This window comes from Pseudoalteromonas sp. T1lg22 (assembly GCF_002964645.1).
GTDB lineage: Bacteria > Pseudomonadota > Gammaproteobacteria > Enterobacterales > Alteromonadaceae > Pseudoalteromonas.
The window spans coordinates 485865-511682 of sequence record NZ_PQBY01000013.1; the positions used below are offsets into that span (position 1 = coordinate 485865).

Consider the following 25818-nt stretch of genomic DNA (forward strand, 5'->3'; position numbering starts at 1 on the left):
AAAAAAAAGGGGGAACTCCTAGGGAGGGAGCCTCATGGGTTAAGGCTACAAGTTCACCCCAAAACACTGCAGGACAGAACTCAACATTAGCCCTTGGCTAACAACTCTTGATTCACCTGGTCGATACCCACCTCAGAGATACGGGCAATAATTTCTTTTTGCTTGGCATCGAGTAGTGAAATACCCTCGGCGACCAGGTCATAGACGCGCCAGCTTCCGGCCTTGTCTTGGCGCAGTTTAAAGACGATATCTATGGTCGGTTTGCCCGCCTCAACTATCTCGGTTTTCACCGCCGTATAACCATTGCTTGGCGCCGCATTAGGCTTAATAAAGTGTACTTCCTGGCCCTTGTAGCTCATCAAAGCATTGGCATAGGTATGAGCCAAATACGACTCAACGGCATCAATAAAGGCGACTGCCTGCTGCTTATTGATTTCGCGTACATGCTTACCAAGGAGTTTAAAGGACACGAATTTGGTGTCGATATGCGGGATCAACTGCGTCTTAACCAGGGTGCGTAGCTCGGCCTTTTTCTGTTGTTCATCGGCCTCTATATTGCCGATATCTACAAATAGCTGTTCGCCGACCTGCTTAAGCATAGTATAAGGCTCTTCAGCATTGGCTGCCTGAGCCTTGGCGGCCGACAAGCTCAGCATGGCGGTGGTAATAAACAGTAAAAACAGCTTAGGTGCGCGCATTGGCTACTCTCCTCACATCGAATTGGCAGCCATGGTAGCGGAACGTATTTTGAAATATAAGCAACAAATACGCACATTATTGATTCCATTTATGCACATATAAATTTATTCTTAGTATTCATATAGTTAGATTATTGGTGCCAAGGCCGCACCACCACTGTGCATTTTCCTCCATTGATCCCTAGCCCCTCACAATGAATAGTACGCGCCCTTTTTGTTGTGAGGTTAAGCGTATGAAATCACTAATGTTAGCCACCTTGGCCGGGGCCTTAAGCCTGGCTCCCCTAGCTGCCAGCCAAGCACAGGAAACGCCACGACATGGCTACACCCTGCATTACATTCAGGGTGAAGGGGATGTACAAGGGATCAAATTAGGTTATCAGTATTATCTCAGCGAATACCTGCCGGAGCGCTTCAATAATTTTGAGGTGTTTTTTGAAAGCAGTGTGAACTTCTGGCGCTATGGCGACAACAATGACTATGATCGCAACTTTGTTGTGGCACTAACCCCGGTATTTCAATACCCCATCACCCAATATCGGGGCCACCCGGTGCTGTTTGAATTTGGCATAGGGTTGTCGCTCTTAGATGACACCCAGTTCGCAGGCAAGGACGTAAGCACCCACTACCAGTTTGAAGACAGAATAGGCGTAGTCTACAAACTGGATAATGCCGAGTTTGGACTGCGCTACCTGCATTATTCCAATGCCGGTTTTGAAAGCCCTAACCCGGGGCTGGACTTTATTTCCTTGTCCTACTCACGTTCATTTTAGTGTGGCCCAGATAAGGGCTAATTTTATTCATGCGGTGAGCCTCAGCGTGGCTTAACCGCTACCACGGGGCGCACGGCGGTACTTTGTTGATAGAGTTGACGCAGCGCTTCGCCTACCAATTCGGTATCAAAAGGCAAAATACGATGGCCGGGTGCCTGAATCTTACCCGAGCCCACATCCTGCAATAGCTGTTGCCCCATAAAGCTTAATTTTTGCTGCGCACACAAGCTATTAGCCAGCCAGGCACCGCCTAAAGACACGGCGGCGATAATGGGCGCGCGGCTAAATAACAGCTCTTGAGGAATTTCGGCAAAACCATTTAGGCAGGCAATACGGCCGCCAAAGCGCAGATGCGCCAAATCGGTAACAAAGGTGTCACCACCACAACTATTGAGTATGGTGTCAAAACCATCGGGGCCGAGTTCATGCTTAATATCCCGCGCCAGTTGCTCTTCAGTGCTGGCAAAGACTACATCGGCGCCCAACGCCTTAATGCGCTCGTGCTCACGCTCAGGAGCACTGACAAACACCTTGGCACCGCGCTGACGCGCATATTGAATGGCAAAGTGAGCCACCGCCCCACAGCCGGAATTAATATAAATACTCTCGCCGGCCTGCAGCTGAATTTTGTCCAGCGCCGCCAGCGCCGTCATCCCGGCATTGGGCAAGGTGGCGGCCACAGCACTGGGGATGGACTCGGGCACTTCAGCAACCGCATAATTGGCCACCTTGGTATAGCGCTTAAGTACCCCTTGATCCGCCAAACTGGTAGTAAAGATCACCCGGGTGCCACGCTTAGGAAACACGCCGACCGGCGCCTCAACAACAGTGCCTACCGCATCAATGCCAAGCACATGAGGATATTGCCAACGACAAAAGCCCTCCGCACCAAGGCGCGCATCTATATGGTTCAGACCCACATATTCGACTTCCACCAGCACCTCGCTGGCACCAATGGACGGCACCGGCAATTCTTGCAACTGCAGCGCCAGACTTGGTGAAGCTTCATGTAGTACAAGAGCCTGCATGGTGGGGTTGGGGCCGGACATAGCTATTTCCTATGATCAAAAAGTGGTTTCAACGCCTGATGGCGAATATCATTATCGCGATTGACGCCGCTGCAATACTCATACTGAGCAAATAGGCGCCAAGATTCAACCTTACCATGGTAAATAACCGCCGCGTCATCAGATACACTGGTTTTATAAAAACATTAATGCCAGAATGGCATCAATAAATTCTTGCCCCACCGAGACGCCAGCTATGGATACCACCAGCCGACTTATTATGCTACTTGAGGTAGTGGAACAGGGTTCTTTTTCCAAGGCTGCGGCCATGCGCAATATAGACAGGTCGGTGATATCTAAACAGATCAGTAAACTGGAAGACGAGCTCGGCGTACGCTTACTTAATCGCACCACCCGCTCGTTTTCATTGACCGCCGCCGGAGCCGAAATGGTCAAAAAGGCCCGAGACTTACGCATGCTGCTGGCCGACACAGTGCAACTGGCGGAAAACTACCATCAGGAGCCGCGCGGTCTGTTGCGCATCGCCACCTCTCACACCCTGGGGCGACGCTATATTCAGCCGGTGATTAACGACTTCCAAAAACGCTTTCCTCAGGTCAATGTGGATATGCGTCTGGACGACCGCCCGGTGGATATGATCTCCGAAGGCTTTGATCTGGCGTTTCGCATCGGCGAGCCCAGAGATTCGTCATTGATTGCCCGTAAAATTGCCCGCAACCGCATGCTCTTGTTGGCCAGCCCGGAATTTATCGCCACCTATGGCGAGCCCAGGACCATGGAGGAGCTAGGCGCATTGCCCGCGGCCACCTATACCAGCTCCCATAAGCGCTTAGACTCAATAAGCTATATCAATGCCGAAGGTGAGCATTGCGAGCAGGTGATTAACGCCGTCTATACCTCCAATGATGGCGAGGTGCTGATAGACAAGGTGCTTTCCGGCACCGCCTATTGCCTGGTGCCGGCGCTGCTGATCCAGGATGAGATCACCTCTGGCCAATTGCAGCCGCTGCTGAGCGAGATAAACCTGCCGGACTACAGCGCCATGTACGCCCTCTACCCCCATCGCGATCTACCTGTGCGCACCCGCTTATTGTTGGATGCGGTGCGACATTATATCGGCGAGACCGTGCCCCGCTGGGAGTTGAATATCCCCGATCTGGACTCCCTGTATCGCCCTAAATAAGCGCCTTATGTTGATGCACAGCGCTCGGGTTTCTGCGGCGCTACATATGTAATTATCCGGCGTAAAATCGCACACTTTTTAACACTTGTGTAAACATCTGTTAAGCGGAGTAATACTATGTAAAACATGGGATTTTTTTGTTTTTTATCGGTCATACTGAGCATCTAGTTCACGATGGAATCAAGTATGAAACACAACAATAATAAAGGTCTTAAGCCAACCCTGGCGGCACTCGTTGGCACCGCCATAGTCAGCCTCAGCGGTTGCGGCGGCAGCTCCGACGGCAGCAGCGACTCCGGCAGCATTCAGCTGTACAACGGCACCATCAATGGCCCGACCATGACCCTGAGCATCGCCGATGTAGCGCGCACCACGGCGGAGCTTGGCAATGTCACGTCAACGCACAGCTACACCACGGATGACTATGATTTTGCCATTCAATACCGTAACGATCAGGGTAACCTGGTCGATATAATCAGCGACACCTTAAGTATTCGTAACGACACTAAGACCTTACTCATGATGTATGGCAATATCGAAGAGCAGAAGCTGCTAAGTGTCGACTTGCCCTATCGTGAAACCAGCGATATGTTCTCACTGAAAATGCTCAATGTGACCAATGCAGAACGTAATTTCGATCTTTATATGGCCGCGGATGATGGTGTATTCGAGCAAGCAGAGCTGGTTGGCTCGGCAATGTTTGAAACCCTGAGCGCAAGCACAGAGCATAAGATAGATGATTATACCTTTTACCTGACCGAGGCCGGCGGCACGACGCCGATTTGGCAATCCGATGAAACCCGCATCAATGTCGATGATGCCCTGGTCATGGCCATTCGCCCCAGTTATGACAATAGCAGCGACTATCTGACGGTGGACATTATCACTAATGGCAATACTCCCTATAGCCTGAAAAACAAGGATGCCCAGGCTCAGGTGCAGTTTTACAACAGCATGGACGAGTATCCAAGCGCCCAATTCACAGCCAGTAAGGGGGATTTCCAGCTAAGTACGGCGAGTACCGACGCTGATACCCTGTCGCAGACACTGCAACTGGCACCGAACAGCTATTCCATTTCCATGCTTGATGAACAAGGCAATACCCTGGTAGATAATTACCTGCTAACCCTGGAGCAGGAGCAAAGCGCTCTGGGCGTTTTTTATAAGGATGCCGAACACGGCCCAAGACTGATGAGTGTGGCGCAAAACCTGGTGCCTAACAGCGTCAGCCATCAGGTGACTGTGGTGAATCTGGTCGATGAGTACGCCGGTTTGCCGGTTAATAAACTGGACATTTATTTTACCCTGGATGGTCAGCCCATTTCGCAAACCGAACATCATCTCGACAGCCTAAACAGCTATGGCGCCAAGTCTTTAACCCTACTCGATAAGACGTACGGATTTTACGCCATTTTAGAGGATAATGGTCAGGAGATAGTGCTGCATCAACAAGGTGCGGTAGATGTGACCGCCGATGGTAACTACATAATGCTCCTAGAGGCCGATGCCAGTACAGCTTCCGGTTACAAGCTTACTAGCCTGCATACGGTGGCGGCGCAAGGCGAAGAGCTGGCTCAGTAACGGACAGGATAAGCTCCTAGCGCCTGAGATCCTTACCCAGATCCCAACCCTGTTGGTGGGTAGCTGCTCCCCAGTTCCCACCGACATCTTACTGCTACCCGTTGTTTAACCCACCGATTCCGAGCTTAATCGCAAACACTGGCTTTCGCAGTGCGCTTTTGTAGAATAGCGACCACGAATACCAATTCACTTAAATAGCTAATCATTCTAGCGGGCTAAATATCGTGCTAACGGTGTTGGAATTTTAATATGTAGAATACTACATAGGAAAAATTCCGCCTTGTTATCACATCATTTATCCAGCGCTATATCTGATCACATACTTAACAGAATTGGCATAACAACAAGCGAAGGACAGAGATGAAATTATTGAAATCGACGCTAGCCCTGGCCATGGCCGTGGGTGTAAGCGCTCCAGCATTTGCCAATGACACCATCACGGTTGAAGACATTCCAAAAATAAAAAGCGTTTTACAAACCGCTATCAGCCCGGATGGCGAGCAGGTTGCTTTTACCCGCTCCCTGCCACGTGAGCTCTACAAGGACGAAAACGGTCTTAACTACAGCGAATTGTATGTTATTGATGACGAAGGCGTTGAACGTCCGTTTATAACCGGCAAGGTCAATATTAAGAGCATCAGCTGGTCTGCCGATGCCAAGCATGTTTATTTCCTGGCCAAGCTGGGCGACGATAAATTCACTGCCCTGTACCAGATCCCTGTCGATGGTGGTCAGGCACAAAAAGTCATGGCCCTTAAAGGCCGCGCCATTGCCAGCTATCAGCTAAGCCCCAATGGTGAACAGGTAGCGCTACTGGCCATGCCAGCCAAAGACAAGTCTGAAAAAGAGCTTAAAAAGCTTGGCTTTATGGCCGAAGTGTATGAGCTAGGTCTGGATAACAAACAGCTGCACCTGGTTGACCTTGCCGCCTCTGATAAGCCTCTTGACCCAGAAGCCATCAGCATCGACGGCTATGTCAGCGATATGAACTACTCTGCCGATGGCAAAAAGCTATTGGTTAAGACCCAGCCAACGGCGCTGATTGACGACAAGTACATGAAGTCTCAATGGCACCTGTTCGATCTGGCCTCCAAGCAAGTAACCCTGTCGTTTAAAACCGAAGGCAAGCTAGGCGCCGCCGAGCTGTCGCACGATGGTCGCTACGTGGCGATTCTCGGTGCCGATGACAAGCACGATCCAGCCACGGGCCGCTTATACCTTGCGGACACCGAAACCGGTGAGATCAACGAATGGCTGCCTGACTTTATGGGCCATATCAGCGATTTTGAATGGTCAAACAAGCGCAACACCCTGAACTTTGTGGCCCAGGTCAGCCCTGAGAGCTTTATCGGTCAGATCAAGGTTGGCTCAAACACATACAAGAAGCTGGTTAAAGAAGGTAAGTTTATCGCCGGCTCATTGAGCATTTCCGACTCAGACAAAACCCTGGCCCTGAGCGCCAACAGCGCCAAGCACCCGAACGAGGTGTATATGGTGCGCGGCTCTAAGGCGACCCGTTTAAGCGATTCAAACCCTTGGTTAAACGACAAGCGCTTCGCCAAACAAGAAGCCCTGACCTTCAAGGCCCGCGATGGCGTTGAGATCGGTGGTGTGCTGGTTTACCCGCTCGATTATGAAGAAGGTAAAACCTACCCACTGATCATGGCGGTACACGGCGGTCCTGAAAGCCACGATAAAAACGGCTGGGTAACAAGTTACTCAGATCCAGGCCAAATGGGTGCAGCACGCGGCTATGCAGTTTTCTATCCTAACTACCGTGGTTCAACGGGTAAAGGCGTTGAGTACTCTAAGCTGGGTCAAAACGACTATGCAGGTAAAGAGTTCGACGACCTAGTCGATATGAAGCAATACCTAGTAGATATGGGTTTGGTTGACAGCAAGCGCGTGGGTATTACCGGTGGTTCATACGGTGGTTATGCCTCGGCCTGGGGTGCAACTAAACTGACCGAGCACTTTGCCGCCAGCGTGATGTTTGTGGGTGTAACCAACCAGCTTTCCAAGTTTGGTACCACGGATATTTCCAACGAAATGCACCTGGTACACGCCCGCTCTTACCCTTGGGATAAGTGGCAGTGGTACCTGGAGCGCAGCCCAATCTACTGGGCCGGCCAGTCAAAAACACCTTTGCTTATTATGCATGGTAAAGACGACCCGCGCGTTCACCCGGCACAATCCATGGAGCTATATCGCTATATGAAGGTGCAAGGTAAAGACGTACGCCTGGTGTACTACCCGGGTGAAGGCCATGGTAACCGTAAGGTTGCAGCGCAATACGACTACAGCCTGCGGTTAATGCGCTGGATGGACAACTACTTGATGGCTGGCAACAAAGAGATGCCTGAATTTGAGATTGACCATGCCGCCAAACTAAAAGCGGTAAAAGACGCACAAAAAGAAGATTAAGGCTTTGTTACATTAAGCCACCTTTACCACAAGGTGGCTTTTTTATTTACCTCTTCCCTGACCAGAAAAGCGATCAATAATTAGCCTCAAATTCTCACGCTGCGAAGAGTGTTGCTTGCATGCTATCTAATAGATAACAACTCAAAAGCAGGCTTTACACCGTGCATTAGTTTTTAAGGCTTTCAAAACATAAACTTTGTTTTAACTGAGTCTCAGCATAACAAAACATCTCTTGAAAAAGTTGATGCCTCTTTGTTTGCCAATAATTTCCCTAACGATAGGCATAAAAAAGCCCCAATAAGTGGGGCTTATTTCAACTATCTTTTTAGGATCAATTGAATAAAGATCTTAGCTCACAGGTTCATATTTTAGAACTTGTAAGATACGTTTACATATCCAAATCGACCGATGTTGTCATAAGATGCTGAACCAGAACCTGTACCACTTGTACCAATTGGTAAGCGACGGTTAAAGATGTTGTCTACACCCACTTTAACACCCAAACCAGATTCAAAGTTATAACCTACTGTCATATCAGAGATGAAGTAAGAACCGAACTTGGTTAAGCTATTAGGGTTTGGATTGTCAGCAAGTGACTGAGGAGTATATAAGCTGACTTCGTCTAAATAGCGAGTGCTCCACGTAGTGAAGAAACCATCTCGGCTATAGTCAATGCTCATATTAGCTTGCCATTCTGCTTCACCGGTAGTGCCTGCGTACTCTGTAACGTCGTCAGGGTTGTCCTGGAACGGGAACTCATTACGCTCAATTAGGTATGTACCGATTAACTTAGTTTTGAATGAACCATCTAGTGCATCGAAATCGTATCCGAACTCAAAGTCAATACCTGAAGCTTCTTGACCAGCAACGTTTAGTACTGAGTTTTGAATCAAAGTGATTTCTGACGAGCCAGCGTCACGTGAAATCAAAGCACAGTATTGGTTGTTGATACCGGACTCACTATCAACACAGCGATCTAGGATATCTTGAGCACCAATCGCCGAGATTGCATCTTCAAGATCAATCTCCCAATAGTCCACAGTAACAACGAAGTTTTCAATGAAGTCAGGTTGATATACCAGACCTACAGTTGTACTTGTCGACTCTTCAGCATCGACATTTTCGTTACCACTGATTAAACCTTCAATTGACGCTGAGTCATACTCTGAATTGAAGTCTGCAGGAACACCAAGAGCGCTACAGTTTGCGCGACGCGTGTCACTATTTGCAAGATCATTTAAGTTTTCTGCGCGGCACGGATCGTCAACATTATAGAAGGTTTGACTTGCAGCACCGAAGATTTCACCGATGTTTGGAGCACGAATAGCTTCTGACTGTGTTGCACGGAAACGTAACTGATCATTTACCGTCCAGTCTAGGCCTAACTTCCAGCTCGTTGTGTTGCCGATTGTACTGTAGTCTGAGAAACGAATTGCACCATCTAGTACTAGATCTTGGATACCTGTCACATCAGAAACTAACGGTACTGAAACCTCGGTGTAAAATTCAGTTACGTCAAAGTCACCTTTGTCTTCACCAAGAACGTTAAAGAAAGTACCAACTGCGTTGTCTGGCTCTTTGGTTTCACTTTCTTCTTTACGGTATTCAGCACCAGCAGCAAAACCAATCATACCAGCAGGAAGCTCATAAATAGCACCGTTCGCAATTGAAGCAGAAACAACGGTTTGCTTAATTTCGCTGGTACCTTTAGATACTGTATTAATATAATCAATTGCTTCTTGGGTAGGCGCACCGAAGCCCATAATGTTTACCGGTACACAACCTTCCGCACGGGCTTCTTCACTACGACAAACGATATTTCCGCTATTATCACGAACTGCATCTAACGCATTAAAGTAGTTTGCCATGATCATGTTATTGCCGTTGACACGCTCAAGATCAGTTACACCGTGAACAAGTGAAAAGTCGTAATCCCAAACATCTGCGATTACACCTTCTAGTCCAGCAACGAAGCGAGTAGTTTCACGGGTATTATCTTCAATACGACGACCTAAGTCAGTCATCATTCGGTTAACAAAAATCTCAGAAGCACCAACGTCGTCCATCATGCCTGCAACGTCACTGCTTAGGTATGGGTTATCACGTTGAATAACGTTATTGAAGTTGTAGAAGAAGAATGCCGGTTGACCGATGTTTTGGCCTTCACTCTTAACGTACTTAGCTTCAAAGTAACCATTCATGTTATCGGTAAAATCGTAACTGGTTTTGAAGTTTATGTTAAAACGCTCAAATTCAGGCTGAATTTCGTTGAATTGATTAAGGTTGAAGAAATCACAGTCAGCACAACCAATACCGTCTACCTTATCACCGATATAGATATCGCGGTTAGAGCCATCAGGGTTGAACGTGTTGTTTAGAGAGAAATCATAGAAATCCCAAACACCGGCATTGTTGATAGCGTAGTAACCTGCATTTGGAGTGTAAATAAAATCAGGAACATTCGGATCGTCTTTGTTTGCTTCTGTCTGATTTGGGTTTCTCAAACTACGATAAGACGTAGATGTCCAAGGGTGGTCCAAAGCATTAAGAGAGTCTTGTGCTGAGTACTCTGCGGCAAAGGCAATATTACCTCTGTCATCGTCAAAGTTCATACCATACGAAAGACTTACCTTTTCATTGTTATAATCGCTTAAATCAGAAAAACCACGGGTTCCATTGATCGAAAACCCTTCGATTTTATCTTTAAGAATAAAGTTTACAACACCAGTTACAGCGTCAGCACCGTATACAGCTGAGGCACCACCTGTGATGATTTCTACACGCTCTACCCAAGCACTAGGAATAGTATTCGTATCAACAGAGGCACTACCGGCAGAGCTCGAAACATGTCGTTTACCGTTTACAAGTACAAGCGTACGATCAGTACCCATATTACGCAGGTCGAGTATGTTCAAACCAGCGGTACCAATGAAGCGACCCGAGTTTGCCAATGAGAACGTTGGTGCAAGAGACGGAAGCTCGTTCAACGCTTCACCGATGTTGATAGCACCAGAATTTTGTAGTGCGTCACCGGTAATTACTGTGACAGGAGATGGTGCGATAGCGCCTTCACGTAAAATACGAGAACCTGTTACTTCAATGCGTTCGACGTCTTCTGCGCCTTCATTTTCTTCCGCATATACGTTGTTAGAAACTGTAGCACTAAGGCCTAATAGCAAAGAGTATTGAATCGCTCTGCCGATTTTAGATTTGTTAAACATTTTTATTCCCTAACATTATTATTATGAACTGCCCAAAGTACCTTAAAAATTGAGCTGAATAGCTTTGTTGAGATTGGGCCCTGTTTTGTTTTACCTACTCTACTAACTTTTTACAACAAAAATAGACAAAAAAATACACACTTTCTCATTAGGGTGAAGTATTTAATTTACCTTAAAGAAACAATCAAGCTTATACCGCCTTAAACCGTACAAAATAATACAATTTAACACCCTTTAATTCATTTTTTCACTTGACAAAAAAGAGTAGAAATGAAAATAAAAAACAGTTTGGTTTGAAAATAGCAACAACGTGAATTTAAATAAAGCAGTTTAAATTCATATAGTTATAATTTATTTCCTTTGCTAAATGTCCTAACAAGGTTTTATTTGGCTGCTACTTTTTTTCCATTACCCCAACGAATAAACGATGCCATAAGTTTGCTTTCAAAGGCTTTCCTTGTGAACAAATTGCTATTTCTTCAGGTGTGTTAGCAGCTGCATGGTAATGGGACATAAATCTCATCCCCAAATATTCAGCACTTAACTTAAATGGCGCGGCAAATGCGTCTAGGCCTAGTTCTACATTGCTGGTAGACAGCAGCGACATTTGCTTTTTACGCAATAGTCTCAATTGCGGACGCAACTCGTGTTCAGTCATATATTCGGTGAGGCGATCAAAGAAGTTCTTTAGCTGAGGTGTGGTGTTATACCAGTACATTGGTGAGGCAAAAACCCAATGCTCAAACGTTAGTAATTTAGCCATTAGTGCTTGGAAATCATCCTCGCCATCATTGTTATACTTATTTATTTCATAGCGATAAGGTTTTATTCTAAAATCGTCTAAAAACACGATGTAGGTATTTAAGCGCCGCGCCAGCGTTTGTGCCGCTTTATAAGTGTTACCGTGGCGTCTGGCACTGCTGAAAATAATAATGTGTTGAGTCATAACTAATTGCCTTATTTGAAGTTTAGCAATAGGCTAAAAGCTCAACTTAAGTTTAGGTCAAGAAACATGACACTAGAAGCGAACTTGTCCGTGGGACTGGTGGCCAACCGCGCCGGCGTGAGCATTTCAGCATTACACTTTTACGAAAAAAAAGGGCTTATTCGCAGCTGGCGCAACCAGGGTAACCAGCGCCGTTATAAACGTGATGTGCTCAGGCGCATTGCGGTGATCAAAGCTGCGCAGAAAATGGGCATCACCCTTGAAGAAATAAAAGAAACACTCAGTACCCTACCGGACAAGCGCACCCCAACAAAAGCCGACTGGCAACAGTTGGCGCAGCATTGGCAGCGGCAATTGGATGAGAAAATTGCCTATATGCAAAGACTTAGAGACAGGGTCGACGGCTGCATTGGCTGCGGCTGCCTGTCCATGGAAAATTGTCCCATTTACAATTCCGACGACTACCTGGGCGAGCAAGACAGTGGCGCCGTGTTACTCGAACATCCAGAACTAGAACGAAGTGGAGATTAGACCCGCTTTTCTATATCTTATTAACTGCGAAAAAAAATAATAAATAGCGCCCAGCTAAATTGGCGCAAAAATAACAGGGTTAACAATATGAAGAAGTTCGGTCCCGGCCTGCTCGTTGCCGCCGCTTTTATCGGTCCAGGCACCATTACCACCGCATCGGTAGCCGGTGCCAATTTCGGATTTACCCTGCTATGGGCGCTGTTATTTTCGGTCGTTGCCACCATTTTGTTGCAAACTATGGCCGCCCGCCTAGCTCTGGTAAGCGGGCAAGGCCTAGCACCGGCCCTGCGCGCCAATATTAATCAACCCTTATTAAAGTATCTGGCGATCTTTTTAGTGATCAGCGCCATAGGTATCGGCAGCGCCGCTTACGAGGCAGGTAACCTCAGCGGCGCCAGTCTCGGCTTACAAGGTCTGTTCGGCCAGCACACCGGAAGCATCTGGACACCCGTCATAGCCCTGGTCAGCGCCCTGCTTCTTTATAGCGGCAAATACAAGCTGATTGAGCGCACCTTGATACTTCTGGTTGGCGTTATGAGTGTGGTGTTTGTCGCTACCATGGTGCTTGCCCAACCATCCCTTAGCGATCTCTTTGCCGGTTTTAAGCCCAGCCTGCCAACTAACTCATTAACCACAGTGCTGGCGCTGATAGGCACCACCATAGTGCCTTATAACTTGTTTTTACACTCGGGAGTCATTGCCAGGGAAGATACCCGGCAACAGGAGGTAGACCAGGCCATTCGTGTTCATAATTGGGATACCGGACTGTCGGTTGGTCTTGGCGGCCTGATCACCCTGGCCATAGTCGCCACCGCCAGTGTTGCCTTCTTTGGCCAACAAACGGGTACTCTCAATGCCGCCACCATGGCTAAACAGCTTGAGCCCCTGCTCGGCACCTATGCTCAGTACTTCTTTGCCATCGGCTTGTTTGCCGCCGGCCTCACCAGTGCCATTACCGCTCCATTAGCCGGTGCCTATGCCGTTTGTGGCATGCTCGGCGGTAAAGACAAGGTAGAAGACACCCGCTTTAAACTGGTGGCCATTGCCATCTTGGTATTTGGCACTGTGGTGGCGAGCCTCGGACTCGACCCCGTCGCCGTGATCATCTTTGCCCAAGCCAGCAATGCCTTGCTGCTGCCCATAGTTTGTATCTATTTATTGTGGCTTCTCAATAACAAAGCCGTTATGGGTCAGTATAAAAATGGCTGGCTCGTGAACCTCTTGAGCCTGCCTGTCATTATTACCGTGGTAGGTTTAAGTGCTTATAAGCTAGTTTCACTGCTCTAATGCCTGAAGCTCCTTTATTGTCCGCAAAGGGCCTAGGGTGTACATACTAATTTGCTGTATTCATTGCTTCTTTCTTGATCCATCAGCAAATTTCGCTCACTCTTAGTGCAACAAAACATTCACAATTAGAGATACCGATGAAATACCTGATCAGCACCCTCTTGCTCCTTTGTACCCATCTAGCAAATGCCAACGGCAAACTTGCCAGCGAGCTGCAAGTGTTTGAGCCCTACCTCGGCACCTGGGAGTCCACCTTTAGCATGGGCCCCGAGCAACCGAGTGTCACCGACGTTGGCAAGTGGGAACGAGCACTTAACGGCAAAGGTATACGCACTGTGCACAGTATTAATGACGGTGCCTATGGCGGCGAGTCCCTGATTTTTTGGGATAAAAGTAAAGAATCCCTAGTGTTCTACTACTTCACCACCGCCGACTTTTATACTCAGGGTACATTGGAAGTCACTAAGGATGGCTCCTTCGTTGCCTATGAAGATGTTACCGGCAGCAGTGAGGGGATCACCCAGGTGAAGTCCACCAGCTCTTATGTGGACGGCCAGTTTGTGGTCACTACTCAATATCTAAAAAATGGTGAATGGACCCCAGAACAAAAGCGTCACTACAGCCGCTCACAAAAAGAAGTGGTGTTTAAATAGCCTGAAGGTCGGTGCTTCGCACCGACAAAAAGAGAATAGTATGCATCGTTGTCGGGGCGATCGGCAATTGCTCTTGCATTGTTACCTACACGAGAATAGCTGCGATTATCTGTGGGCGAGGCTTTAGCTTGGCTAATGTACTCTCTTGTCGGGGTTTTCGACAATGTGCTCCTGCATTGTTCTACTACCTCCATCCATGGCGGTAAACCCCGACCTACAGTATAAATTTCAAACTAAGTCATAAAACCGTCATATTTATAGCGCATAATTGTCCACAAATCGGCAATAATAGACAGGATATGACCCAGTTTCGCTCCGCGTTGGCAGTATTTTCACTGCGTAACGACAATGCTTTAGCAGACTTTGATAGTTTAACGCAGCAGCCCGTGCTTTTAGGTGCGCCGGGGCAGCCGCCGCAACTGCTTTGCCGTCTGCCCAGCAACACCCAGCCTGGGGACTGCTTACATGCCAGCGTGAGTTTTGCCGAACAGCGCCATGCCTTGTTGCAGGCGCGCCATAGCGTCCATGAGCGCGATCTTCTAAGCACCATGGTGGTGCTGACCCTAAGCCCAGGCGCTGAGTCGATGCAACAGCAAGTTCAGGGACAAGGCCTGTTACAGCTGAGCCTTCATGGTCGCCATGAGATCATCAAAGAAAGCGCTCAGTTCAGCGTTCATTTGCACCCGCAATGCCTGTACCAAAGCCTAACCCCTGGCCTGCAAAGTAAATCCAAAGCACGCCGTTTGGTTGACTACTGCCAACGTATTTGGGGTGATACCAATTCATTTAAATAGCTAATCATTCTAGCGGGCTAAATAGCGTGCTAACTGCGTTGGAACTTTCCTTATGTAGAATAACTACATAAGAAAAATTCCGCCTTGTTATCACATCATTTATCCAGCGCTATATCTGCTCACATACTTAACAGAATTGGTATTAATCAGGAAAGCTGACTTTACCCATGGTAACGCCCGGCATGCCCGGGTGGCCGGTATCGCTGGTTGCGCTGCCCGCCAAGGTGTCATTGGCCAGCAGGGCAAACAATACGGCTTCCTTAGCATCCGGATTGATGCCCAGTTGCTGCAATGAATTTAGCTCTATACCTGCACTGCAATGCGCCCTAATGCGGGCCATCAGTAAGGGGTTATGAATACCACCACCACTGGCATACACCTTAATGTCACCGAGTTTTTCCGCCAAGCTATTCAGCTGCCTGGCAATTTCCAGCGCCGCAAACTCGCACAAGGTCGCCAGCACATCGTAATGGCCCAACTCCTGAGTGTGACTCTGCGTTTGGCATTGTGCCAAATAGGTGAGGTTAAACACTTCCGGTCCCGTGGTCTTGGGCATCGCCTTGGCAAGAAAGGGGTGGGCCGTGAGCGCTTCCAGCAATGCCGGTGCAACCTTGCCCTGCTTTGCCAAAGCACTCTCTTTATCATATTCAAGGGGAGCAAAGTAGCGCTGCACATAGGCATCTAGCATGGTATTGCCTGGGCCAATATCGGCGCATAAAGTCTGCTCTAACGGCGCATCTTTCGCCAGCACAGTCAGATTGGCAATACCGCCCATATTCAACAGCACCCTATGCTCATCACCGCTGGCGAAATACCAGTAATCACCATAGGCGGCCAAGGGCGCCCCTTCACCTCCTGCGGCTATGTGTTTTTGGCGAAAATCACTCAGGGTAATAATTCCAGTTTCTCGCGCCAGGTGACAGCCATCGCCAAGTTGCAAAGTGGCATTGCCATAATCGCTAAGCCCATGCTGACTTTGCGGGCAATGATAAACGGTTTGCCCGTGACTGGCGATGATATCAACACTCTGTGGGTCTATATGCCAACTTGCCAAACACGCATTGACCAATTGCCCGTGCAACTGTCCTATCCAGGGATTGAGCAAGGTGAGGTGCTGCAGATCTATATCGCGCCTAGCAAAAATCTGGCGCACCCGCTGCTGATAGCTTTCGGGGTAGGGGCAAGTGGTAAATTGCAGCACATCCACCTGAGTATTCGAGCCGGCGCCGCGAATACGGCACAGAGCCACATCAAGGCCATCCATGGACGTGCCACTCATTAATCCGATAATAAGTCGCTCAGACTTGGCGGCGATACCATATAGGCGTTCAATATGTGCGTGCATAGGGTCTGTTGGCCTTTGTTGTTTGTTTCTGCAGCGGTTTGTAGCGGATTTGTACAAGGCGGCACATGTGTGGTGTAGTTATTCTACATGAACATGTAACAACACAGTAGAAATGCGCTACAAGCGCTGCCCTACGGGTTCATCTAAACGCCTCCTGCTCTGTGTTGCTCGCTATGTACATAGAATAACTATGCAGCATAACGAGCGTCGTGATCAGAATGCGTTTAGATTGAACATAAAGTAAACCGCAAAGATAAACAGACCCTAAGGGAAACCTAAAAATTAATTACCGCCAATCTAAGCGAATGACCGGCAGAACTCAAATCCCGTCCGCATCTTATTCCCGTAGAGATGGATATTTGTGCGCATTTTTGCCCTATTCAATACACTACAACGCCTTAAAGCAAAAATTCTAGATCATGTTTTTGCAACTTGGCCATTATATATGCTGCTCCAAGCCCCGGTTATCAGGAGGCGGGTAAATTTCTGCGCGCCTCTTTTTAGCGCCCACGGTATTGCGTATTATTGCGTTTTCGCCAGGTAGTAAATGGGGTGCTATGAATATCCAACAGGTAATTGACGACATTAGCGCGGACGTTCGGGCCCGTTTGCCTGAGATGGCAGGCGAGGTAGCCAGTTATATTCCGGCGCTCGCCGAGGTAAAAGGTGAGCAGTTTGCCATGGCGGTGCATACAGTTGATGGACAGAGCTATTTCAGCGGCGACAGCGAACAGTGCTTTAGCATTCAGTCAGTTTCCAAGGTTTTGACCCTCACCCTGGCGCTGCAGCGCTATGGCGATACCCTGTGGCAACGGGTAGGCAAGGAGCCCTCGGGCACGGCCTTTAACTCCCTGACCCAGCTCGAATTTGAGCAGGGCATTCCCCGCAATCCCTTTATCAACGCCGGCGCTATAGTCACCTGCGATGCGCTTTATTCGCGTCTCAGTGCGCCCACCCATCATATGCTGGCAACGGTGCGTCAGCTCAGCGGCAACCCGCGTATCAATATCAATCAGCGGGTATCGCGCTCCGAGTATCAGCATCGTCACCGCAATGCGGCTATGGCCTATTTGATGGCGTCGTTCAATAACTTTGAAAATGAAGTGGAAGAAGTGTTGAAGGTGTATTTTGGCTTTTGTGCCATTGAAATGAATTGTGCCGAATTGGCGCGCACCTTTTCCTATCTGGCAAACAGGGGCGTTGATGTGGCCTCAAAGCGGCGTATTCTTGCCGCCAAGCAAAACTCCCAGCTCAATTCCCTGCTCTTTACCAGTGGTTTGTATGATGCCGCAGGGGATTTTGCCTACCGCGTTGGTATGCCGGGTAAATCCGGGGTGGGCGGCGCCATTATTGCCGTGGTGCCGGGGAAGTTTACGGTCGCGGTCTGGTCGCCTAAGCTCAATGAATACGGCAACTCCAGCGCCGGTATTTATGCGCTGGAGCAGTTTGCCGACAGGCTTAAACTACAGCTCTTCTAGTGCTTCCTGAGCGGCTTGTGCGGTCGTTTTTTTCGACTCTGCTTTTGACGCCGACTGCGGCTTATCAAAAATACCCAGACGAATGCGAATAAAGTGGAAGATCTCTCGCGCCACATCTATGGCAGTGGCCTGCTCCAGGCCTTCAAAACCCGGGCTGGAGTTGGCTTCACAAATTTTAAAGTGCTGCTCATCGAACAAGAGATCGATACCAGCCACATCCAAGTCCAGGGCATTGGCGGTTTGCGTTGCCAACCATTCGATTTCCGGGGTAATGGCATACAAGGAGCCTGTGCCGCCGGCGCTGACATTGGCCTTAAAGTTATCGCCACCACTGTTGCGCTCCATGCAGGCAACCGCTCTGCCACCTATGGTCAGAACCCTTAAATCACGACCATGGCTGCTTTTAACAAACTGCTGCAAAATAATATTGGCCTGAGGGCTGGTCGCCTCAATAAGCTGCATCAAATCGTCAAATTCATTGCGGGTTTTGCTCAGGAACACGCCGCTGCCCTGCGAGCCGGAAAGGGTTTTCACCACCACGGGAAAACCAATTTGCTGTTCAACCAGGGCGATATTTACCGGGAACTTAACCAACATGGTTGTCGGCGTCGGCAGATTTTGCTTGGCTAAGATTTGCTGGGCATAAAGCTTGTCTTTGACCGTTTCGATGGCGTGGGCACCATTAACGCAGTACACCCCAAGGCGCTCCAAATGGCGGATAATGGCAAGGGCGAAATAGGTGGTTCCGGCACCCATGCGCGGCATAACAAAATCCGGTAAGGGCACGGGTTTACCGTCAATCAGGATACTTTTTTCGTCTTCACGGGTCACCAGCAGGTCGAATTGATCCGGAGCATAGACCTCCAGCTCGATATTCTCTTCTTTGGCAACGGCCACTAACCGTTCAATTTCATACCGCTCTGGTTTTAATAGATTGGCGCCATCAGTGTAGATAATCCAGCCGCGCATAGTGCCCTCTCGACAAGCAAAAGGCGGCATTATGCTTTGAGCGTCAACATGGGTAAAACAAGAATATTTTATCGTGGCGATAAAATATCACACTGAAAACTTACTCTTTCCCCATATTAATTTGCATCCCTGGTGGCAAATTCCGACCTACAAGGTGTCGGCAAAAGAGTCGGCTTGCTCTAGCAAGGCCAGTGCCTGGGGTAGGCTGACCGGCTTGGAATAATAATAGCCCTGGCTGAAATGGCAGCCATAATCATGCAGCTGTTGGTGCTGATCAGCGCAGTCGACGCCCTCGGCGATCACTTCCATATCCAGCTCTGAGGCTATGTTGATCAGGCTGGCGATCACCACCTGATGCTTATGTTCACTCAGCAGTTTATGAGTAAAAGATTTATCAATTTTCAGGTAATCGGCACGTAAATCAATAAGATGACTAAGTGAAGAATAGCCGGTACAGAAATCGTCCAGGGCTACCTTAACGCCCTGCTCGCGCAAAATATTGAGTTGATCCTGCACCTGTTGCACGCCTATGGCCACAGACTCGGTCACCTCTATGGTGAGCTGATGGGTGGCGATCTGATGTTCGTGCAACGCCGCTAAAATGGCTTCGACCGGCTGCAATAACTGATTGAATTCTGATACCGAACGATTGACCGACAGACAGATATGAGGATAACCGCGTTTGTGCAGGGTGGATAAGTCTGCCAAGGCCCGCTGCAGCACAAATTGCCCGAGCTGGGAAATCAGCCCAAACTCCTCAGCAATGACAATAAATTCTTCGGGATCGATGGCGCCAAGCTCGGCATCATGCCAACGGGCCAGGGCCTCAAACTTGATGATTTTACCACTGCGAAAATTGACAATGGGCTGATAGGCGACGGTCAATTCATTGGCTTTGAGGGCCTTAGCGAGTTTATCGCGCAATTGAATTTTACGTAGATACTGACCTTCAATTTCGTCGCTGTAGATGGCAATGCTCTGCGACTGAGTTCGTTTAGCGCTGAGCATGGCATGATTGGCATTGCGTACAAACACAGTGGCGCTATCTATCTGCTCGTCGATATGGGCGATACCCAGGCTACAGCTGAGCTCGATATTCAGCTCGCCCAGGCGAACGGGCTGACATACATGGGTTAAAATACGCTGCGCACAGGCATAGGCCTGCTGCTTTGTGCTGTTGGCCAGCAGCAGGGTAAACTCATCGCCACCATAACGGCTAAGCACATCCGAGCTGACAACGCAGTGCTGCAGTCGTAGGGCCACCGCCACCAACACCTTATCTCCAACCTCCGGGCCATAGAGGTCGTTAATATCTTTAAAACGGTCGAGATTTAAAAACAACAAAGAGCTGGGGGTGTTTTGCTCATGATGCAGGCTAATATGCTGCTCTACCCGCTCTAAAAAGCTGCGCCTGTTGTGTAACCCGGTGAGCGGCTCCTGAGAGGCATAAAAACGCAGTTGTCGCTCGCTTTCTTTCCAATCGCTGATATCGCGAAACAGACCGATATAATGAGAGATCTCGCCCTGTTCATCGCGGTTGACGGTGATCGATAATTCCTCCGGATACACCTCACCGGTTTTGCGGCGATTATAAACCTCACCACGCCAGTGCCCATGGGTGTGCAACTGCTGCCACATATTGGCGTAAAACTGCTGATCATGACGACCTGAGGCCAAGAGCGCGGGAGAGCGCCCTAACAATTCGCTTTCATGATAACCCGTGTAGAATTCAAAGGCCGGATTCACGCGCAGGATTTTATTCTCAGCGTCGGTGATCATAATGGCTTCTTTGCTTTGCTCAAATACTATATTTCGCAGCGACAGCTCCGCCAGCATGGCATTTTTTCTTTCTATGTCTATCTCGTGGCGGGCTTGCGCGGCTACAATAAAGGCCAGGTCTTGAAACCACTGCAGGCTTTGCGCGCTGAAGTTTTGCGGTTGCTCAAACATGGCCACCAGAATACCTATGGGCCGACGGGACACATCGCGCATCGTCATGCCTAAGTAGGCCTTAATACCCAGCTCATTGAGCATGGCATCGTGAGGAAATAGGGCCGCGACTTGATCCTGATAAATACAGACATCGACGCTGCAGATAGCATCGGCACAGGGAGTCGATTCAAGCTCATATTCTATGTTGTCCAGCACCTGACCTTGAGAGTGAAAGGCCAAGGTGCGCACCTGTAAGCCATCGTCACTAAGGCGACCAACAAAACAGTATTTAGCGGCAAACACTTCGTCAATCATTGACAAGGCCAGCTCATAAGCTTGCTCACTGCTGCTTGTTTGGTACAGTGCGTTGAAGGACTGGGTCATGAAATAGTGTTAATCTTTTTGTATTATTTTCTTGTAGCTTAGCACAATATCGCCGCTGAACCTGAGTGTATTGCGATATATGAAAGCGATATAAAACAACGACTTCAAGATGACAGCTTTATCACTGTGACAAAAAGTCAGCTTTTTATTTGTACCACTTATAAATACAAAGAGCAATCATACCAAATTCTGTTAATTAGGTGATTAGAGATAACGCAGGAGCTTGTCCTAAAGCTCTGCAACTTCGGTGCGATTACGGCCATTGTTTTTTGCCTTGTACAGCGCATTGTCAGCGGCTTTTAATGCCGCCTTTAGTTCTACACCGCCCTGCCACAGACTCACACCCACAGACACTGTAACCTGCGTCACTGGCTTAAAACTATGCTCGGCAACCTGCTGGCGCAAGCGATCGGCCAGTTCTTGTGCCCTGTCGATATCAAGCCCAGGCAACAACAGCATAAACTCCTCACCACCACTGCGACACACATAGTCATACTCGCGACATCCCAGCTTAAGCAATCGGGCCAGGGTTTTGATCACCTGATCACCAACATCATGACCAAAGCGATCATTGATACACTTAAAATGGTCGATATCCAGGGCCAGTACGGCAAACGTTTGTCCCTGCTCTCGCATCGAGTCCAGACAGGTTTGCAGGTAGCGACGATTACCTATGCCGGTCAGGGGATCGGTATTACTCGCCAGATTAAGGGCACTGATACGTTGCAACTGTTCATGGCTATAGGCTGCAATGGCCCGCTTCAGGGTTTTCGCCTCGGCATACCAGGCGGGAATATCGTTAAAGGTTTTGTCGTTATCGCGCACCCGTTGGGCCAGGATTTGCAATGGCGCACTGATGGTGCCGGCAAGCAACCAAATGGCCAAAAGCGTGATTAAGGTCACCGGTGCACCTTTTTCCATCAGGTTGCCTATGGTATTGCCAACACTGTTGACCACATGCTGCTGTGCACTCGAAACCAACACCACCCAGCGCATGTCCTTAACCGGTGCATAACCTATTAACTGGGCGCTGCCCTGCGTGCTGACCATGGCACCGCTTTGCCCGGCTTGCGCTTGCATAAACGCGTCCCACAACGGGTGCATTTCACCCACTGTCATACCAATCTGCCGGCTCTGACTGTCGTAAACCACGGCGCCATTCTCACTGAGCACCATAATACGCGCTTCCGCACCATGAAAATGGGTGCCCAGCAGGCGCGACAAGATATTATTGCCATGCAAATAAATATTGCCGGAAATATAGCCCAGATAACGCTGGGGCTCTGTGTCTGACATGATCGGATGCGAGGGGCTGACCACCAGGTTACCCAAGGGCGATACATAGGGCTGAGGCATCATGGCTTGCGGCACCATTAATGACTGCTTGGTGGCAGAGGCGTGCAAAATAATACCCACGGCACCCAATTGCTCAGGTGCGGCACTGATCACCTCGCCGCGGCGGTCGACAATCACCACCGAATTAAAAGACTGGGTTTGTGATAGTAAACGCTGTACTTCTTGCGCACGGCGGGCGGCGTTATCCAGATCACCGCTCAGCGACTTAGCGCTATAAGACAGTTGCATTTGCAATGATTGAATAAACTGGCTGGTAATATCGGCCAGTTTACCGGCATAGGCACGGTTTGCCTCAAGGCTTTGCGTCATGGCCTGTTGGGTATAAACCCGGTCGCTAATCACAAACTGGTTAGCCAGGGTAATAAGCACCAAGAGCAGAGTAAAACCTAAAATTACTTGGCGCAGATCGAGTATAAACAATCGCGGAAGACGCATTAACCATTCACCACTAATACTTATTCATTAAGCGAGAGTAACAAAAAGTCATGCTAATAATTTGTTATTAGTCAATGTAATCGCACAAAATAAGCACCATTACCTTACTCTCTAAAGCACTAATATCTCACAGAACAGGCAATTAACCTATTGAATTTTAAAATGACTCTACAAGGGTATGGCATAATTTATGGATTAGCTGTTAGACTAGGGATAGATAACAGAAATTTTACTTATGTTTCGGAAATGAGATTAGCTTTTCTACTACTTTTCACCCTAGCCCTGTTGCAAGCTAGCGAGACCGAGGCGCGAGAATATAACCGCGCTATGTGTATTCTATTAAAACAGCAAATGGCGCAGTTCGATCATGCGCGTACGCACCCCAGTTACCGTAAGGCGCGACGGGATTACGACAGCAACAACTGCCAGCAAATTGATAAGGCACAAGCACAGCAACAGACAAGAACTCAGGTTACCTCAACCGCGCCCGAGCGCACGGCCTTGGTAAAACCAGAGCCTTTTACAGAGCAGGTTAAAAGCACCAGCGGTGCCGACCTAGCGCTGGCCTCGGCACAGGTGCAAAGCGAGCTGAGCGAAGGTATCGCTAGCGAAAACACCAAGCTCGAAACCAGCGATCCCCTGACTGAGCCACAACAAGCCACTGGCGACCTAGTAACCGAAACCAAAAGCGCTGTTGCGGCGCAGGCCAGTGAGTTAACCACGCCAGCAGATAACACGCCGCTCGAAACTAAGCTGGCAGCTAAGGGCACTCCCGCTGAAGCCGCCAAAACTCAGCTTGCAGCGGCCAAGGTAAGCCCGAAACCACAGCCAGTTGCACAAACCGAAACATCTGGCCTGATGGACGTGATGCTCCCAGCGCTAATTGGTTTACTCGTGCTCATAGTCGGCATCGGCGCACTCATCATGGTGCGTAAAAAACGCCAGAGCTCAATTAAAGTCGCCAAACCGAAACTCTCTTCCGAAGGCAAACCGCAAGTCATGGGTAAGCCTTCAGAATTTAAAAAGGCGCTGAAGAAGTTGCTTGGCAATCAAAAAGCCACCCTAGATCCGCAGCTCTACAGCAAGTTTACCAATGTGCCCATCGCCACGGGTGAGGAAGGAAAAAGCACTAACATAGAGCATCTTTTGCTAAGCCCCTTTGGTGTCTTTATGGTCGCCCATATCGATGCAGTCGGTGATATTTATGGCGGCGAAAAGGCCCAGGACTGGACCAACCGCCACCATGGCGAAGACGACAAGTTTGCTAACCCTCTTACCGCCTTGCGTGAACAAGCGCAGCCATTGGCTGAGCTACTGGCTCTGCCAATGGAAGAGATCCACTGTCTTATCGTGTTTAACAACGAGGCGGTATTTAAGTCTCCAATGCCGAGTTTCGTTATTCATGAGAAAGAGTTTGTTGACCATGTGCTGAGCATTAGTACATCTGACTATGGCGAAAAGCAAAGCTCCATCCATAAAGACATGATTAAACATCTGCAGACCTATGGTGCCCACGCAGCGCTCAGCCCCGAACTGACCAGAACACTGTTGAACGAAAAAGCGGATGCCCTGTTGGGAACACCGTCAGCTGAAGCTTCAGCCGAGTCCTCGACCGAGCAAGCACCGCAAGCCGATGGCAACGACGAGCCACAGCCGCAGAATGTTGCGCCGCTGCGCCGTACTGCGGCTACCAGCAAAGCGGCCAGCCATAGCGAGCCCCAACATTGCGCCGAAATCCACCCCTTTGTGCGTAAAAAAGCGCAAGCCAATGCTGAGCAGCCGAGCCCGACACCTGCAACCGAGCCCACGGCTACCCCAGAGGCCGAGACAAACGCACAGCCGCAAGAAGATACGCGTGCAGCCACATCGCAACCGACCAGTAAAGATTGGTCGAGCATGTCAGATGAAGAATTTCAGGCCTATTTAAACCAGGCAAGCGGCTCAAACACCACGCAAACGACTGACAGTACGCCAGCTGAGCAAGAGCCCCAAAGTCACCAAGGTAGCCACCAAGTTGAACCAAACAGCGAAGAGTCACAGCTTCCTGCTGAGGACGAACCCAGCATGGAAAATCCGACTCACGCTGAGGAGATCGAGCAACCGCCCGAACCACAGCAAGATCTCGAAGAAGCCTTTAATGAGCAGGTTCTAGAGCAACCGAATGCGGCCCAATCTATTGAGGCCCAACCGAATGCGGCCCAACCGAGTGCGGTCCAACCTACTGAAGCTCAGACTGAGATAGTTGAGCCTCTCGCCACGCCAATGCTTGAAGACGAGCAAGGCGAAGTGGAGCAAGCCGAAGTGCAACCTCTCAACACCCAGGCCATTACTGACGAGCCGAGCGAAATCGAGCCTGAGCCAGAGCTCAATCTGGAACTCAACGAGCCCGAAACACAGTCACTGGACGACGCCCTGATGGAATTGGAGTCGGCCCTGGCACAACAAACGCCTGTTCAAGAGCAAGAACTGGCTCCAGAAACCGAGGTTGAAGAAGACAAAGAGCAGAACAAAAAAGCCAAGGCCAACCCCTTCGCCAACCTGTCGCTCGATCCCGACTTCACTCCTCAGGAAGAAAAGATAGATATAGGCGCCGGCCCGCTGGAAAGCGAAAAGTCCTAATGAGAAATGGCGCCCTATGGGCGCCATTTTATTGTGTTAGTAAGTTGTATTAGTCCAGATCAAACACTGAATTCTGAACGCCCTCATGAATTGCGCAAGGCTGCCTAATTTGGCGAGTGATGCACTTCAGAGTTGAATTCGTGCATACCTAATTCAATTAAAGCTATTTTAAAAATCAATA

At 49.0% G+C, this 25818-nt stretch carries 18 protein-coding genes; 10 read left to right on the forward strand and 8 right to left on the reverse strand.

The genetic code is table 11. From position 1 onward, the window contains the following. Positions 1-86 precede the first annotated feature (86 nt). Positions 87-698, reverse strand: coding sequence for an MlaC/ttg2D family ABC transporter substrate-binding protein (locus C2M24_RS09310; RefSeq protein ID WP_105214441.1), 612 nt, complete (start codon positions 696-698; stop codon positions 87-89). Between the two features lie 233 nt (positions 699-931). On the opposite strand from C2M24_RS09310, the gene C2M24_RS09315 reads away from it, so the two are divergent. After that, positions 932-1471, forward strand: a complete 540-nt coding sequence (locus tag C2M24_RS09315) for an acyloxyacyl hydrolase (RefSeq protein ID WP_105214443.1) — start codon at positions 932-934, stop codon at positions 1469-1471. A 41-nt stretch (positions 1472-1512) separates the two neighbouring features. Here C2M24_RS09315 and C2M24_RS09320 read toward each other — a convergent pair whose 3' ends face one another. Then, positions 1513-2520 (reverse strand): zinc-binding dehydrogenase, encoded by a 1008-nt coding sequence (locus tag C2M24_RS09320; RefSeq protein WP_105214445.1) that lies wholly within the window; start codon positions 2518-2520, stop codon positions 1513-1515. A gap of 214 nt (positions 2521-2734) precedes the next feature. On the opposite strand from C2M24_RS09320, the gene C2M24_RS09325 reads away from it, so the two are divergent. The 3 genes from C2M24_RS09325 (at position 2735) to C2M24_RS09335 (ending at position 7687) form a co-directional block, all read left to right on the forward strand. Next, on the forward strand, positions 2735-3682 hold the full coding sequence (locus C2M24_RS09325) for a LysR family transcriptional regulator (RefSeq protein WP_105201613.1): 948 nt from the start codon (positions 2735-2737) through the stop codon (positions 3680-3682). A 186-nt stretch (positions 3683-3868) separates the two neighbouring features. Beyond that, on the forward strand, positions 3869-5263 hold the full coding sequence (locus C2M24_RS09330) for a hypothetical protein (protein WP_105214447.1): 1395 nt from the start codon (positions 3869-3871) through the stop codon (positions 5261-5263). A 360-nt stretch (positions 5264-5623) separates the two neighbouring features. Further along, positions 5624-7687, forward strand: a complete 2064-nt coding sequence (locus tag C2M24_RS09335) for a S9 family peptidase (protein ID WP_105201615.1) — start codon at positions 5624-5626, stop codon at positions 7685-7687. Positions 7688-8055: 368 nt separating this feature from the next. Here the strand turns inward: C2M24_RS09335 and C2M24_RS09340 are convergent, their stop codons facing one another. Then, a complete protein-coding gene (locus tag C2M24_RS09340; RefSeq protein WP_105201616.1) occupies positions 8056-10908 on the reverse strand; it encodes a TonB-dependent receptor domain-containing protein in 2853 nt (950 codons plus the stop codon). Positions 10909-11302: 394 nt separating this feature from the next. After that, positions 11303-11854, reverse strand: coding sequence for a flavodoxin family protein (locus C2M24_RS09345; protein ID WP_105214449.1), 552 nt, complete (start codon positions 11852-11854; stop codon positions 11303-11305). A gap of 66 nt (positions 11855-11920) precedes the next feature. On the opposite strand from C2M24_RS09345, the gene soxR reads away from it, so the two are divergent. The 4 genes from soxR (at position 11921) to C2M24_RS09365 (ending at position 15119) form a co-directional block, all read left to right on the forward strand. Further along, complete coding sequence (gene soxR, locus C2M24_RS09350; protein ID WP_105201618.1) at positions 11921-12385, forward strand: redox-sensitive transcriptional activator SoxR; 465 nt, start codon at positions 11921-11923, stop codon at positions 12383-12385. Between the two features lie 87 nt (positions 12386-12472). Further along, complete coding sequence (locus C2M24_RS09355) at positions 12473-13672, forward strand: Nramp family divalent metal transporter (RefSeq protein ID WP_105214451.1); 1200 nt, start codon at positions 12473-12475, stop codon at positions 13670-13672. Between the two features lie 137 nt (positions 13673-13809). Further along, the gene (locus C2M24_RS09360) at positions 13810-14325 is read left to right on the forward strand and encodes a hypothetical protein (protein ID WP_105214453.1); all 516 of its coding nucleotides are present in this window, start codon (positions 13810-13812) and stop codon (positions 14323-14325) included. Positions 14326-14624: 299 nt separating this feature from the next. Continuing rightward, on the forward strand, positions 14625-15119 hold the full coding sequence (locus C2M24_RS09365) for a hypothetical protein (protein ID WP_105214455.1): 495 nt from the start codon (positions 14625-14627) through the stop codon (positions 15117-15119). Between the two features lie 142 nt (positions 15120-15261). On the opposite strand, the gene C2M24_RS09370 is transcribed toward C2M24_RS09365, so the two are convergent. Continuing rightward, entirely contained in the window at positions 15262-16464 is a 1203-nt protein-coding gene (locus C2M24_RS09370) for an anhydro-N-acetylmuramic acid kinase (protein WP_105214457.1), read from the reverse strand. Between the two features lie 557 nt (positions 16465-17021). Between C2M24_RS09370 and glsB the strand changes: the two genes are divergently transcribed. Continuing rightward, on the forward strand, positions 17022-17942 hold the full coding sequence (gene glsB / locus C2M24_RS09375) for a glutaminase B (protein WP_105201623.1): 921 nt from the start codon (positions 17022-17024) through the stop codon (positions 17940-17942). Here the strand turns inward: glsB and C2M24_RS09380 are convergent. The 3 genes from C2M24_RS09380 to C2M24_RS09390 all read right to left on the reverse strand — a co-directional run bounded on the left by C2M24_RS09380 (position 17928) and on the right by C2M24_RS09390 (position 23018). Further along, positions 17928-18911 carry an ATP-grasp domain-containing protein gene (locus tag C2M24_RS09380; protein WP_105214459.1) on the reverse strand — a complete coding sequence of 328 codons (984 nt, stop codon included), beginning with the start codon at positions 18909-18911 and terminating at the stop codon, positions 17928-17930. The genes glsB and C2M24_RS09380 overlap by 15 nt on opposite strands. Before the next feature lie 147 nt (positions 18912-19058). Then, the gene (locus C2M24_RS09385) at positions 19059-21227 is read right to left on the reverse strand and encodes a bifunctional diguanylate cyclase/phosphodiesterase (protein WP_105214461.1); all 2169 of its coding nucleotides are present in this window, start codon (positions 21225-21227) and stop codon (positions 19059-19061) included. Positions 21228-21455: 228 nt separating this feature from the next. Next, on the reverse strand, positions 21456-23018 hold the full coding sequence (locus C2M24_RS09390; protein WP_105214463.1) for a sensor domain-containing diguanylate cyclase: 1563 nt from the start codon (positions 23016-23018) through the stop codon (positions 21456-21458). 246 nt (positions 23019-23264) lie between these two features. On the opposite strand from C2M24_RS09390, the gene C2M24_RS09395 reads away from it, so the two are divergent. Beyond that, the gene (locus tag C2M24_RS09395) at positions 23265-25637 is read left to right on the forward strand and encodes a nuclease-related domain-containing protein (RefSeq protein WP_158683746.1); all 2373 of its coding nucleotides are present in this window, start codon (positions 23265-23267) and stop codon (positions 25635-25637) included. The last annotated feature ends 181 nt before the right edge of the window (positions 25638-25818 follow it).